16 protein-coding genes are annotated in these 13,951 nt (G+C 28.8%); 6 read left to right on the top strand and 10 right to left on the bottom strand.

Annotated elements, in window-relative coordinates; translation table 11 throughout:
* Nucleotides 1–142: 142 nt before the first annotated feature.
* Nucleotides 143–1,105, top strand: a complete 963-nt coding sequence (locus tag MUA21_RS02920; RefSeq protein ID WP_262561815.1) for an arsenic resistance protein — start codon at nt 143–145, stop codon at nt 1,103–1,105.
* Nucleotides 1,106–1,267: 162 nt separating this feature from the next.
* Nucleotides 1,268–1,456: a hypothetical protein gene (locus MUA21_RS02915; RefSeq protein ID WP_046207477.1), complete on the top strand. Its 189-nt coding sequence runs from the start codon at nt 1,268–1,270 to the stop codon at nt 1,454–1,456.
* Between the two features lie 92 nt (nt 1,457–1,548).
* Here the strand turns inward: MUA21_RS02915 and MUA21_RS02910 are convergent, their stop codons facing one another.
* The gene (locus MUA21_RS02910) at nt 1,549–1,788 is read right to left on the bottom strand and encodes a hypothetical protein (protein WP_262561814.1); all 240 of its coding nucleotides are present in this window, start codon (nt 1,786–1,788) and stop codon (nt 1,549–1,551) included.
* A gap of 412 nt (nt 1,789–2,200) precedes the next feature.
* Between MUA21_RS02910 and vraX the strand changes: the two genes are divergently transcribed.
* Nucleotides 2,201–2,365: a C1q-binding complement inhibitor VraX gene (gene vraX / locus MUA21_RS02905; RefSeq protein ID WP_164996921.1), complete on the top strand. Its 165-nt coding sequence runs from the start codon at nt 2,201–2,203 to the stop codon at nt 2,363–2,365.
* Nucleotides 2,366–2,627: 262 nt separating this feature from the next.
* On the opposite strand, the gene MUA21_RS02900 is transcribed toward vraX, so the two are convergent.
* Entirely contained in the window at nt 2,628–3,014 is a 387-nt protein-coding gene (locus MUA21_RS02900) for a VOC family protein (RefSeq protein ID WP_046207475.1), read from the bottom strand.
* 234 nt (nt 3,015–3,248) lie between these two features.
* On the opposite strand from MUA21_RS02900, the gene MUA21_RS02895 reads away from it, so the two are divergent.
* Nucleotides 3,249–3,449, top strand: a complete 201-nt coding sequence (locus tag MUA21_RS02895; RefSeq protein ID WP_046207474.1) for a helix-turn-helix domain-containing protein — start codon at nt 3,249–3,251, stop codon at nt 3,447–3,449.
* Between the two features lie 251 nt (nt 3,450–3,700).
* Here the strand turns inward: MUA21_RS02895 and MUA21_RS02890 are convergent, their stop codons facing one another.
* Together MUA21_RS02890 and MUA21_RS02885 are read right to left on the bottom strand one after the other, a co-directional pair.
* Nucleotides 3,701–3,883, bottom strand: a complete 183-nt coding sequence (locus MUA21_RS02890) for a hypothetical protein (RefSeq protein WP_064209478.1) — start codon at nt 3,881–3,883, stop codon at nt 3,701–3,703.
* Between the two features lie 127 nt (nt 3,884–4,010).
* Nucleotides 4,011–4,826, bottom strand: a complete 816-nt coding sequence (locus MUA21_RS02885; RefSeq protein ID WP_262561812.1) for an alpha/beta hydrolase — start codon at nt 4,824–4,826, stop codon at nt 4,011–4,013.
* Between the two features lie 183 nt (nt 4,827–5,009).
* Here MUA21_RS02885 and MUA21_RS02880 point away from each other — a divergent pair, with 183 nt between their 5' ends.
* Both MUA21_RS02880 and MUA21_RS02875 read left to right on the top strand, forming a co-directional pair.
* Nucleotides 5,010–5,282 carry a hypothetical protein gene (locus tag MUA21_RS02880; protein ID WP_073342953.1) on the top strand — a complete coding sequence of 91 codons (273 nt, stop codon included), beginning with the start codon at nt 5,010–5,012 and terminating at the stop codon, nt 5,280–5,282.
* A 706-nt stretch (nt 5,283–5,988) separates the two neighbouring features.
* The gene (locus tag MUA21_RS02875) at nt 5,989–7,362 is read left to right on the top strand and encodes a YfcC family protein (protein ID WP_262561811.1); all 1,374 of its coding nucleotides are present in this window, start codon (nt 5,989–5,991) and stop codon (nt 7,360–7,362) included.
* A 347-nt stretch (nt 7,363–7,709) separates the two neighbouring features.
* On the opposite strand, the gene MUA21_RS02870 is transcribed toward MUA21_RS02875, so the two are convergent.
* The 6 genes from MUA21_RS02870 to MUA21_RS02845 all read right to left on the bottom strand — a co-directional run bounded on the left by MUA21_RS02870 (nt 7,710) and on the right by MUA21_RS02845 (nt 13,747).
* Nucleotides 7,710–8,189: a GNAT family N-acetyltransferase gene (locus tag MUA21_RS02870; RefSeq protein ID WP_262561809.1), complete on the bottom strand. Its 480-nt coding sequence runs from the start codon at nt 8,187–8,189 to the stop codon at nt 7,710–7,712.
* A 160-nt stretch (nt 8,190–8,349) separates the two neighbouring features.
* A complete protein-coding gene (locus tag MUA21_RS02865; protein WP_107526345.1) occupies nt 8,350–10,416 on the bottom strand; it encodes a heavy metal translocating P-type ATPase in 2,067 nt (688 codons plus the stop codon).
* Between the two features lie 179 nt (nt 10,417–10,595).
* On the bottom strand, nt 10,596–10,967 hold the full coding sequence (locus MUA21_RS02860) for a VOC family protein (RefSeq protein WP_046207467.1): 372 nt from the start codon (nt 10,965–10,967) through the stop codon (nt 10,596–10,598).
* 211 nt (nt 10,968–11,178) lie between these two features.
* Nucleotides 11,179–11,298: a glycerophosphodiester phosphodiesterase family protein gene (locus tag MUA21_RS02855; protein ID WP_145395313.1), complete on the bottom strand. Its 120-nt coding sequence runs from the start codon at nt 11,296–11,298 to the stop codon at nt 11,179–11,181.
* A gap of 1,254 nt (nt 11,299–12,552) precedes the next feature.
* Entirely contained in the window at nt 12,553–13,308 is a 756-nt protein-coding gene (locus MUA21_RS02850; RefSeq protein WP_262561806.1) for an SGNH/GDSL hydrolase family protein, read from the bottom strand.
* A 229-nt stretch (nt 13,309–13,537) separates the two neighbouring features.
* Complete coding sequence (locus MUA21_RS02845) at nt 13,538–13,747, bottom strand: hypothetical protein (protein ID WP_262561805.1); 210 nt, start codon at nt 13,745–13,747, stop codon at nt 13,538–13,540.
* Between the last annotated feature and the right edge of the window lie 204 nt (nt 13,748–13,951).

Below are 13,951 nucleotides of genomic sequence, written 5' to 3'. Positions count from 1 at the left end.
ACTAACTGTTCATATAAGAAGTGGGACTAGAAATCAAATGTCATACATGATTTCTCTCCACTTTTTTTGTTTCAACTATTCTGTATCACTGACTGTGTATGTACCAAATCCAAGAACAAAAATTAATATACGAGAGGTTATTATGCAATACATAAAATCCAAAATTGAAAAATACCAAATTTATATTTATTTTATTGCACTTTTTAGTGGAATAATCGTTGGCTTAATATCCAATGCTTTTGCTAATATATTAGAAACTATTATTTCTGCTAGCTTGTGTATCCTTATGTTTAGTATGTTTTCACAAATTCCATTTTTTAACATCAAACACAACTTACTTAATATAAAATCTATTTTGGCATTATTAACATCAAATTTTATAGCTATACCATTATTTGTTTTTGGTTTAATTCAATTGTTTGATGTTTCAAATGTTCCTATCATCATAGGGTTGTACCTTGTTTTACTAACGCCTTGTATTGACTACGTAATCGTTTTTAATGCTTTAGGAAAAGGAAATGAACAACTCATGTTGTTTGCTACACCACTGCTGTTTATAGGCCAAATTTTATTATTACCTTTATATTTTACGTTGTTTCTAAACATTGATATTTTTTCACAAATAGATATTTTGCCATTCTTAAAGTCATTTTTAATGTTCATAATTTTCCCTTTATTATCAGCACTTTTATTACAATATATCAGTGAAAAATCTGAAAGCATAAATCAAATATTAAAGTTAACATCTTGGCTTCCCGAAATTTTCATGGCACTGGTTTTATTTTCAATTGTAGGTTCACAAATAAATAAAATTATTTATAACTTAAATATTGTCTTTTCAGTAATACCTATTTATATTTGCTTTTTAATCGTATCCCCTTTTATAGGTACTTTATGTGGAAAATTATTTAAAGTAACACAAGAAACTAAAAGAACGATAGCTTTTAGTTCAAGTACAAGAAATGCACTTGTTGTCTTACCTTTAGCTTTAGGTTTACCAAACCATTGGGTAACCATTGCAACTACTGTCATTATTACGCAAACATTATGTGAATTATTAGGCGAACTTATCTACATCAAAATGATACCTAAATACATTAAATAATTATATTACTATTTATCAGAGGCTAATTATTATTCATTTACTCTTAAATATATTAAACTAATATATAATTAACATTTTACACCACTCTCATTAAATAGTTCATGAACTCTGTCTCATTTTAGCCAAACGCTAATTTTTTAATTTGAAAACGGGGTGATTAAGATGCAAATTTTAAGAAGCGTATCTGAAAATAACCGTACAACTTTCCATATTAAAACGGATTTAGGCTTAATTATTAAAGTTACTGTTGATAATGAATTAACTTCAAAAGATAACAAACTTTTATTAATAAAAATAGCTAACGACATGGATCAAAAACTCCAAGGCAATGTTGAATCTTTTAAAGCTTAGTGATTTTTGAATAAATGTATGCATACAAAAAGGAGTGAAAATAGGAAACCATCAGTAAAATATGGATTCCTTTTCACTCCTTTTATTATTTATTAATTAACAAGCACAATGATAAATCCAATAAGTAGCACTAACATTGATAGCCTTGGCTTACTTTTTCCAAACAAACCACTCAATAATACAAATGCTAAACCTACAATTAATAATTGATTATTAAACGTTGTTAGCCCCATTAAATCACCAGCCATCATTATAACGCCATATATAACAACAATCGTTATCGCTAGGCTACATAAAAATGACAATATACTCAATAATCTCACAATATACATCCCTTTTTATAAATAGTTATACTATATGCAGTATAAAACAAAAACGCCGCTTCGAAAAGCGACGTCAATCTCGAAAATATATTCCACACTAAAGTTTGGAGGACTTTTTGTGCTTGGTTAGTTATACCCTTCTTTATAAAATAAAAACACAAAAAACTAATTTTTCCAAAAAATTATCATGAATTATAATTAACAGTTAAAAATGCATTGTTTTGAATAAGATTCAACAAGTTAATTAAATTAATTGAATCATACCAGTGGAAAAGAATTTAATAAAAAGTTATCCTATAGTTAAAGTATTAATCATTTCAATTATAAAATAATAATTTATTCGTCTTATAAAAGTAATGTTTCTATTTATGCATTATTTTATATTGTAGTGAATTGTTTTATAGAAAAAAAGGGTGATGAGATGAAAGTATTACGGAAAGTTTATAAAGACGAAGAACCAATTTACCATGTTAAAACCGATAAAGGTTCTGTTATTAGAATTAAAGGTTCTGACGAATTGACCGATGCAGAAACTGAAGAATTATTAACAATAGTTGCAGAGGATATTGATAAAATGAAAAAATAAATAATCAAATTTTGAACGATGATGTTTACGATGGACAAAGGGGTTACATCGTAAGTATCATCGTTATTTTACTGCTTGGTTAGGCATCATAACTGAGTCTTTATATATTATATAATGCTTTTTTAACAATGTTTGATACTGAAATCACATTTTATAAAATACTTTGATGTAATAAATAACAAGCATCAAGTTTAATTTATATCAACATAAATTAAATTTAGTGCTTAACAAAAAATTACGGAAACTATTCGTAAATATATAATTATTGCTCAATCAATTGAATTAAATTACCACAAGTGTCATCAATGATTGCTAATTTAATTCCTTCAACCTCTTTTGGTACTGTGTGGAATTTCACATCTAGATCTGATAATGACTGATATGTTTGTTCTAAATTAGAAACGCCAAACATTGTGACAGGAATACCTGCATTAAATAAATCGTTTTGATATGTTTTTGCTATAGGATTCTCATTAGGTTCAAGAACAATTTCTACCGGGTTGTCAGAATTGTTTTCTTTTACAGTTAACCATTTAAACCCGCCACCAATCTCCATATCATGTACAAGTTCAAAACCGAGCTTTTCTGTATAAAATTGTTTTGCCTTTTCTTGATCATCTACAAAAATACTCGTAGCAATTATTTTCAATTTATTTCCTCCTTTATTTATAAATATTTTTAATGTCTTCTTTTTATACCCAATTCTTGTCCCTTGACACTTTAAATATTCAACCAATGATTCATAGTTAAATTAAAAATATTAAAGTTGTTAGTAATGACAATGCCAATGAATACTAAATTATTAGTAATTTGAACATACCTTTTATCTGTACTAAAATAACTAATGTAAGTCTTATGTATTTAATTATGGGAGGTTTAAATTTTGGAAGCTTTAACTGAATTACGCGAAAAAAAGCATTTAAGTTTGTCTAAATTAGCGATTAATTTAAACAAAAGTTATGAGAAAAATTACAGAATATGTCAAATTTGGGATTGGGAACATGGATATAGAGAACCATCAGAGAATGACACTAAAATACTAGCTGATTATTTCAACGTATCTCAAAAAACATTTAATCAATAATTATATGAATTTAGTACGAATATTGAATTTATATAATTATTGATTAGATTGTTATCATGTATCACTATTTATATATAAACTAGACAACTATCATTTATTAAATCGTCTAGTCGACATGCAAAGTCACAGATAGTTAATGTATGTTTATTGTTAATGAAAGTCATGCAATAATAGCCATTTTCTAACTGTTCAGAGTCTGTATGTTGTTTGAGCCTGAAACATTTTCAGGCTCTTTTTTGTAGTGTTATTCATTACTTTTTATAAACAATTGTAATAAAATAATCTACGCCTTCCACAGTGTTCGTAACAGAAGGTGTCACTGAAACTAGTTCCCAGTGTTGTTTATCATCCACTTCATGTAAAAATTGGTTCACTCGTCCATCAAATTCTTCAAAGCTTTCTTCGTATTCCATATGCAAAGTTTTAATAAACATATTTGTCTCCTTCTATTATTTTGTATTAATTATTTTCTTATTATAAATCTTCCAAATTACTGAAACAAACATTTTGAAATATTTGAAGACTTAATAAACAAAAAGTTTGTAAATATACTTTAAAAACTTATGATAACTGCATTTCATTATCCAACCAATCAACAATTTCTTTAAAAATACTCTTATTAAAAGAAGATTCATTAAATATTTCATGTTGTAAACCATCATATATATGAATTGATTTGTGTTCTGAACCTATTTCATCAAATAATTGTAGTGAATCTTTATAACTCACCAAACCATCCTCTTTACCATGTAATATTAATGTAGAATCAATAAATTTAGAGGCATTTTCTTTTAAATACTTTATTCCCTCAATGAGTGTTGATACTAGTCCCATTGAAATTTGTTTAGCGTTTAAATCATCTAATGCATATTTTTCAACAACTTCTTGATCAGAGCATAGTCCTTCACTAAGCACGTTATCAAAATAACTATTCATATCTATCTGTTTGTCTACTTCACCAAATAATTTTTTATTATATCTCGTTAAAGCTCCTGATGTTATGATGCCACTTACTTCATTCGGATGTTGTGTACCGAATAAAGTTACAGTATATCCACCCATACTATGACCAATTAAATAAATTTTACCTTCATAATTTTCTTTAACTTTATCAATCACTGCAGACAAATCTTCTACGATTTCATCCTTATTACTATAAAATGTCTGCTTTCCTTCCGAACGGCCGTGCCCACGTTGATCATATCTAATGACATTGAATTCATTTTCATTCAAATAACTAGTTATTTCATCATAACGATCAAGATGTTCAGCTAATCCGTGGACAATGATAATATTTGCTTTAGCCTTTTCAACTTCATTTATTTTTGTATAAAGTTTCGTGTTATCTTTGGACAATACATATTTTATATAATTCATTTTCACTTCACCTCATAGTATTAAAAATAAATTTATTTATACTATTAAAGTCCCCCTTTCAACTTAAAAACAAACTTAATCTGCCTATAATATTCCATAAATTCGTAAATGGTGATTGACCTCGACCTTCTTTCAACCTTTAAATCTTAGTTAATGATATGATTATATTGGAGGGCGATATGAATGGCGAAATATATATTATCCTATAATTTAAATTCTATTTCTTATGGATATGAAAAGTTACCATCAAAGTTAAATCTTGTAGGTAAACCATTGTACATTTATAAAGGACTGTGGTTATTAAAAAGTGACTTGGATCAAAATACCATTTGTGAAAATATAAAGAGTGCTTTCAATTCAAATGATGATTTTTTAATATTTGAAATTAATCAAAGTCCTTTAGGCACCTTGAGTGCACAAAAGTACGACGAAATATTAAATTTACTTAATGATTAAACATATTCTTAAATTTGAATGTGTTTTTTATTTGTATTATTTAAGTTAATTTCATAAATATGTTATACTTTTTATTACTTAAAAGATTTATGTATAGTACAATTATATAAATGGTCAGTTTTGTACTTCAACCTATTTCACAGTTTCATTTGCAATTTCATAATTTTAAAACAATGACCATTGTTAAGGGGATATTTATGAAAATTATTGATTTCAAAATTAGTAACTATGATATAATCTATACTGTTAAAACGGATAACGGACATACGTTTTCCCACGCTCTACCAAAGGATACAACATCACAAAATGTTCATCGTTATTTGAATATATTGTGTATTAATGTTGACCGAACAAAGTAATATATACCTATAATTATTAAGAGGACAGCTCTTTTAACTGTCTTTAACTATCAAATAGATACAATATTTCTAACAAAGTCTAGCAAATGATCTGCAAAGTTCATTTACTAGATTTTTTTATTCTCATTAATTCATACTACATTCTTCAACTAAAATCATATTTATTTAATTCTTTTATAAAAATTTTGTTATAATTAAGTTTAAAATAATTTTTCAGAATATTAAGATTCTATTTTATATAAAATAATGATATTAGTTCAAAATTTTTGTTAACTCAAAGGGGTGTATCAATGAAATTTTAAAAAAACAAAGGGAAAACAACAAATAAAAACAGAAAAAAGTTCGAAATGCCTCATATTTATGTCATATTATTTATATTTGGTGCCATCGCTACCATTTCCACTTACCTCATTCCTTCCGGAGAGTTTAATCGAATTAAAGGACCTGAAGGCAGAGAAATGGTTGATGCAGATTCATTTCATTACATAAAAGCTACACCAGTCAATATAATAGACTTTATATCCATTATTCCTAAAGGACTCATAGCAGCAGGTGAAATCGTATTCTTCACACTTATTATTGGTGGTATGTTTATGGTATTAAGACGTACTGGCATTATTGAAATTGGTGTTGATAAACTCGCGCGTAAATTTTTAAATCATAGTATCTTTATCATTCCAGTATTGACCTCTGTATTTGCAATTATTGCTACTTTAATTGGTACAGCTGAACTTTCGCTTGTATACATACCAGTTATCATTCCGTTAATTATTGCCTTAGGCTATGATTCTATAACGGCTACTGCAATTGCGTTATGTGGTACTGTAGTCGGTTTTACAGTTGGTGTATTAAATCCAATCAACACTGGATTGGCTCAAAAATTGTCCGGTGTACCTGTTTTTTCTGGTATTGGCTTACGACTCACACTCTTTATCATTGTGCTCTTTGTAACAATATTATTTATAATGAGATACGCTCAAAAAGTAAAACAAAATCCAAATATCAGTTTAGTTTATCAAGAAGACACAGAAAAAAGACAGACATATAAAGATATTACGAAGCACAAACTATTGGTTGCCACTCAACGTCAAAAAATCGGTATTGCTATAGTATTAACCTTTTTCGTCATACTTGTTTATGGCGTGACTACACAAGGTTGGTTTATGGTTGAAATGTCCGGCTTATTTATCATTATGGGCATTGTCGTTGGATTAGTTACTGGGTTGACTACACGTGAAATTTGCGAATCATTTAACGACGGATTTAAGGATGTTTTGATGGGCGCTATCATTGTTGGGCTTGCCCGTTCTATCGTGGTCGTTCTTGAAGATGGTAAAATTATGGATAGTATTGTCTATGGATTAGGTTCTGTTATTGAGGGGGCCGCACCGACTGTCGCAGTCATTGGTATGTATATCGTTCAGGTATTAATTAACTTCATCATCTCATCAGGGAGTGGTCAAGCACTTGTCACTATGCCTATCATGGCACCTTTAGCCGATATGCTAGGTATTACTCGCCAAACAGCCGTTTTGGATTTCCAATTAGGCGATGGTTTCACACATGTATTCTACCCCACAAGCGGTTATTTCATGGCTGCATTAGCTATTGGTGGCGTGTCTTATACCAAGTGGATCAAGTTTTTCTTTCCACTATTTATTATATGGGGACTTATTTCTATAGCTACATTGGTAATTGCGCAATTAATTGGCTGGTCCTAAATATGCTAATACTGGTCATTCGTATATCAGAGCTATTGATAAAATTTTAGTCTTTTATAACTTTTAATGAGTACATAAACGTGAATTTCTATTGAGATGAAATAGAAATTCACGTTTCTTCTGTTTTATAAAAAATGATATGCTGTTGAACGATTAACCCTTTTGGCAAACTTTGAGAATCAATTCAAGTTCACGTTTCCCCTATGGATACAGTCAATCACCATTCTATTAAAAATCAATCAATCATTAATTCATTCTAAAATACTACGGTATTCATTTTCTTTGATTACCAATTTTTAAATTCCAGTTGCAAGATTATTCTCTTATTTTTAAATTAATGTTTTATGTTAATCATCATTCTCTATCACTTTTTCCATTCTATAATTAGTAGTTTGAAACCCTAACTTATGATACAAGGACACTACCCGCCTATTATGACCGAACACATATAAACCGATACGATGTATATTATTTTTTTCACAATAATCTTCGATACAAAGCATAGTTTTCTCACCTAATCCTTTCCCTCTATAATTGTCAAAAATATGTACATCATAAATAAAACACTTATTTATCTTTTTATTTTCCGCAAAATGCAGCCAGCAATATCCAATCGTTTCGTTCAAATAAACAACAGTAAATAAATATTGATTATCAGTAGCTAATCCGTGGGGCAGTAATTTTTCAAAATCTGAACGTGCCCTTTCAATAGCTCCTTCTGTTTCCCAAACACCGCTTTTTATATGTTCATGTGCATATTCATGTATGCTCTTTTCATAAACTTTATCAAAAGTTCGTTGCGTCATTGGTTCTAGTGTTAACGACATGCCATCCCCCTCTCTTTAAATTAACACTAGTTTAGCATAATTCATTTTTCGTTTACGAATTAAAAAAAAGTGGAACAAACACGTTACCTTTAAAAAGATAGTGTCGTTCCACTTTATCAAAGTCACTATATTCGCACATTTATTCAAAATTTTTATAGTGCTATTTCAATTTCAATGTCATCGCATTAATGGCAACAATAACCGTACTTAAAGACATCAAAATTGCTCCGATAGCAGGTGATAAGATTAATCCAATAAATGCTAAAACGCCAGCTGCGAGCGGTACAGCAACAATGTTATATCCAGCGCCCCACCATAAGTTTTGAACCATTTTTCTCATAGTATTTTTAGAAAGTGTAAGGAAATGAATAATGTCTGATGGTGCACTTTTAACAAGAATCACATCTCCTGATTCAACAGCAACATCCGTACCTGCACCAATAGCCATACCTATATCCGCTCGAATTAAACTAGGTGCATCATTGATTCCATCACCAACCATCATTACTTTATGTCCCTCAGCTTGATAGTCTTGAATAATCTTTTCTTTATCTTCAGGTAATAGTTGAGCATGAACATCATTAATACCTAGTTCTTTAGCGACTGTATTTGCCACTTCATTATTATCACCTGTTAACATCACTGGTGTAATATTTCTTGATAATAAATCTGAAACCATTTTTCTCGAACTTTCTTTAATTTTATCACCTTGTGCAATCACTCCAATGACTGCTTCATTATGAATTAAAAAGCTAACTGAATTACCTTGTTTAGCAAGTTTTTCAAACTGTTCTATATCATATTTCAAATTATTTTTTTCTAAATAACTTACATTGGTAATTTTATATTTTTGATTTTCTATTATACCTTGTAAACCAACACCTGGTATATTTGTTACTTCTTGAGGATTTTTGATTGTGATACCTTTATTTTTTGCAAACGTCACGATGCCTAAAGCAAGTGGATGGTTAGAATTACTTTCCAATGAAGCAAATAAAGATAGGATTGCTTCATTATCACTTTGAGGTGTATAGCTTTCATAATGATTAACTGAAAAATCACCTTCAGTTAAAGTCCCTGTTTTGTCCATCATAATATAGTCAATATGCTGAGCTAATTCAACAGAAGATCTATTTTTTATGATTAAGCCATGATGTGCACCAATAGAAGTAGAACGTGCTGTAACAAGTGGTATTGCTAATCCCAATGCATGCGGACAAGCAATAACCAATACTGTCACTAATCGTTCCAAAGCAAAATCTAAATTATTATGGATAATCATCCACACGATAAATGATATTAAACCAATACTCACTGCAAAATAAAATAGATAGCCTGCTACTTTATCTGATAATAATTCAGCGTCTGATTTGTCATTTTGTGCTTGATTGACTAACCCCATCACTTGGGATAAATAGCCATTTTCACCTGTAGCAGTTACTTTGACATTTACCGTACCTGAACCATTTATTGAACCACCAATCACTTCATCTTGTACATTTTTAACCACTTGCTTAGATTCTCCTGTGACTAATGATTCATCTACAGAAGTACTACCTTGAATAATCACACCATCTGCCGGTATGCTTTCTCCAGCTTTCACTTCTACGATATCATCCACTTCGATTTCTGAAATAGAAACTTCTTCTTTTTGTTCTGAATCTATGATTCTTATTGCTTTGTTAGGTAGAAGTTCTGCCATTTTCTTTAAAGCATTGCCTGCATTACCAACTGCATTCATTTCTATCCAATGTCCTAATAACATAATTAATATTAATGTTGCTAATTCCCAGAAAAAGTCCATTACATGTCCTGATACATTGCTAAAATGATTCATATAAAATGCATATAAACTATAAACATATGCTACAGAAATACCTAACGCAACAAGTGTCATCATACCAGGCTTTTTAGACGCAAGTTCATCTTTTGCACCAGTTAAAAAAGGTTTGCCACCATAGAAAAACAAAACTGTAGCAAGTACTAATACAATCCAATCAGAACCATTAAATGAGAACTGAAACGGTAATTTTATTCCCATCATTGGTGATAAAATGATGATTGGTATGGCAAATAATAATGATATAAAAAATTTACGCTTAAAATTACCATGATGATGTCCATGGTGTTCATGCATTTCATGTTCTTCATGATGATGTGTATGATGTCCTTCGTGCATCTGATGCTCATGACTATCATGTGCTTCATGATTATTGGAACTTGTCATATTATATCCTCCTTACAAAGTGTATCGTTATTCTCTTAACATAAACGATTATAACACATACCCCTATAAGGTATAATAAATATGCTTACAATTACTAAAAAAGACTGAAACCAACGAATTTCATCGCCTTGATTTCAGTCCTTTTGATCACAGCTATTTATTTTAAGAAATACTAAATGCTATTCACTTACTGCAAAATAATTACCTTGTCCATCTTGAAAATTAAATACACGCGTTCCTGACATTTCAATAATATCATGTCCAGTTAAACCCATGTCTTTTAATTTTGTATAAAGCTCATCAAAATTAGAAGCTTTAAACATCAGTGATGGTGTTCCCAGATTAACGCCTGGGCTATATTTTTTTATAAATTCTTTTTCCATAATAGAGATAGATGTTTCAACTTCATTATTGGGAGCAATTTCTACTGCTTTATATCCCTCCGCTAATGCTTCTTCTGATAAAACTGCAAACCCCATGGTATTTTTCCAAAAATCAACAGCTTTTGACTGATCATCTACATATAGCATGACTTGATTTAATTTTTCCATTTCAATACACCTTTCAATTTTAGACATGCTTAAATATAGCCAAAACGATATACATATAAACGATTTATGTAAAAAATTTTCCCTGTATATAAGTATATAAATTTAAATTTTAGTATTCTCATTAATAATTTAATCTTCTAAAGGATTCAAGTCCCTACCTAAACACAGTGTGGTTATATATATCATTGGTGGGATGAATTTATTATTTTATCTATGGGTTATTATTAAAACCACCGTCAACACCCATTTTTTTCATTTCTTTTACTTCTTCTTGACTATTCAATGTAAACACATGAACTTTTAAACCGTTTTTGTGAGCTCGTTTAATCAACGCTTTTTATAGTAAAATTCAGCAACACTGTGACATAAATAAATTATTATTATATAATATGAACAAATAATTCATTTGTCATAGTTATTTCAAAATCATGATATGCTAAATCAAAATGAGGTGCTTTATGAGATTTAAAAAAAGTCTAAAATATTCTACTATTTTTTTCTTGATAATAACATTTATCACAATTTTAACCAGACCATCAGAAACAAAAATAAATGAAATTATGAACGCTTCTAATTTCAATACATTGCTTTTGATTAGTAACGAATTTATAAAAACAATATCTATAAGTTTACCACCATCAATCATCATATTTTTGGTTTTTTATTTTTATATTTTAAGATCTCAACAAGATTAATATGCTAAATGATTTTTTGGACAAACGTACTTATCTCTTATTACAACGCAAAAAATTGTTAAAAGTAAATTTGTAATTAAAAAGTTAATGCTTCTCAAAGCACATGCTTAAATCTTTACTTCTAAAATTATACATATAATTATATTCATTTAGCCTTAACCTATTAAACCCACTCTAAAAATAGTTTTTATTACAAAAACGCCCACCAATGGGTGAGCGTTTGTTTACTGAAATTTAGTTTTATAAAAAGAAACATAAGCATCATCTATTAATCACTTTATGACTATGCATTTGTAAAGTACACACTGCTAAAAAAATTTAAGGAATAATGTGCAACCTACTTTTATTAACTACATTATTTATTAAATTTGATTGATTATGCCGGCAATTTCTCCCTCTTGCTTTTTTCCATTAGATACTATGTACATGCCTATTAGTATTATTGCTAAACCTAGTATTACAACTGGCATTAAAATCAATATCTTTTTCATTTAAAATCATTCCTTTCGTTATATAAAATTATTTTATCAATCAATATGAATTAAGTGTACTTACAATATTGTTATCTTTTTTCACTTAAAATTTAGTTAATAGCAAAATATTATAAATAAAATTACTATTATTTATATAGTGAAATATATTTTCAAATACAGTTTTATTGTCTTTAGGACTAACTGTTATAAAAGCACTTTATTTTTAATACTTAAATTAAGAATGCACCAGTTTATCTAGCTATGATTTCTATTGTCTTAAGTATTTTTACTTTGTTCATTTTTCCTAAAAAATAAATACTGGATAATTAAAAAGGATAGGCATTCATTTGCCTATCCTTCTGCATTAAATCCAAAATGAACTGCTATCTTTTCTGATTCGTAAAAAGTAGTTCATTTTTATATTTCTTTGCTCAATATATTTTTTATCTTTTCTTTAAAAAGTGGTGTATAAATATAGCGATAGCCTTTTAAAGTTGGGTGTGCATCATCAGTAAAAAGTGTATTATCATATTTTATTTGTTCATTTGCCCATTGATTGCCCCAAACATCTAAAATTTCAATATCCCATTTTTCTTTTAGTTTATATAAATTATATACCAAAAATTCATAATAAGGATCTGCTTTTCTAATACAAGTATAAAATAATATAGGCGTATCCCAGGTTAATTTAGCGTAACTAATAATATATTCCATTGCGCCAATTGTTGTTTCTACATCAAAAGCAGTATGATCATATTCTTTCTTTATTTCACCTACAGATTTATTTAACCCACCATCATTCGTTGATAACTGACAAATCAACAAATCAAATTTGTTTTTACTTAACTTCTCTTTTTTTATTCTTTGGACATATGAATTTTTTTCTGTTCCTGCCAAACTTGTACCCGAAAGTGCTTCTTTCGTTGTGTTCATATGAAATTCTATATTTAAAAATTCAACAAATGAAATCCCATGAGAAGCTGCACCATATGTAATTGAAGAACCTAAAAAAAGAATGTTTTTATCAGCTAAACCATCTTCTCTTTTAAAAAATTGGGAGTTCGGTTTAAAACTACTTTTATTGCCTTTTCGTATATCATTAACAAAATTTGTCACTGCAGAAGCTAATTTTCCAACAATATACACGCTAATTAACATTATTACCTTTTTCAATTTTATAGCTCCTTTTGGACATTATCATATTAAATTCTCAAATATACATTTTAATTAGTTAGGCACATTGAATTACTAATTTTCATGATATTATAACTTGATTATGACAGAAAGTTTATAGTCTAACTGTATGCATAAGTCAATGAAAAACAACTCATGATATCAATATTTTTTATATTTCACATTGATAATCTTATTTAAGTATTCTATTTTATATAATTTAATCTTTTTAGTTCAAAAGTTCTACGTCTATTGAAATAATATTACTCACATTGATATATCTACCACTGTCTTTTAAGTAAAAGTATTCATGTTTCTTAATTGCTTTTTCAAACCTTTTTAAAGCCAATGCTTCACTAATTTCCCAAATATTTTCTACATACTCACGAAACATATTTCCATCGCTCGCTTTTATTTTAAAAACAAAAATTTCGTCCATCTATATTCACCCTGTGTAAGTATTATAAATTAATTATCCAACTAATTACTTAGCATTGCAAATTAGATACATTCCTAAATCGAAATACATTTTTACAATAACTTAATTGCTTTCAAAAATAATGCACAAGCACATAGCATATAGATTTTTAATAAAACAAAAGCCCTCAACCGCAATGGGTGAAGGCTCGGCTATGAAGACGCT

Source organism: Staphylococcus ureilyticus, assembly GCF_025558845.1.
In the GTDB taxonomy this organism is placed as follows: Bacteria; Bacillota; Bacilli; order Staphylococcales; family Staphylococcaceae; genus Staphylococcus; species Staphylococcus ureilyticus.
This window is presented reverse-complemented; position numbering and strand designations above follow the sequence as displayed.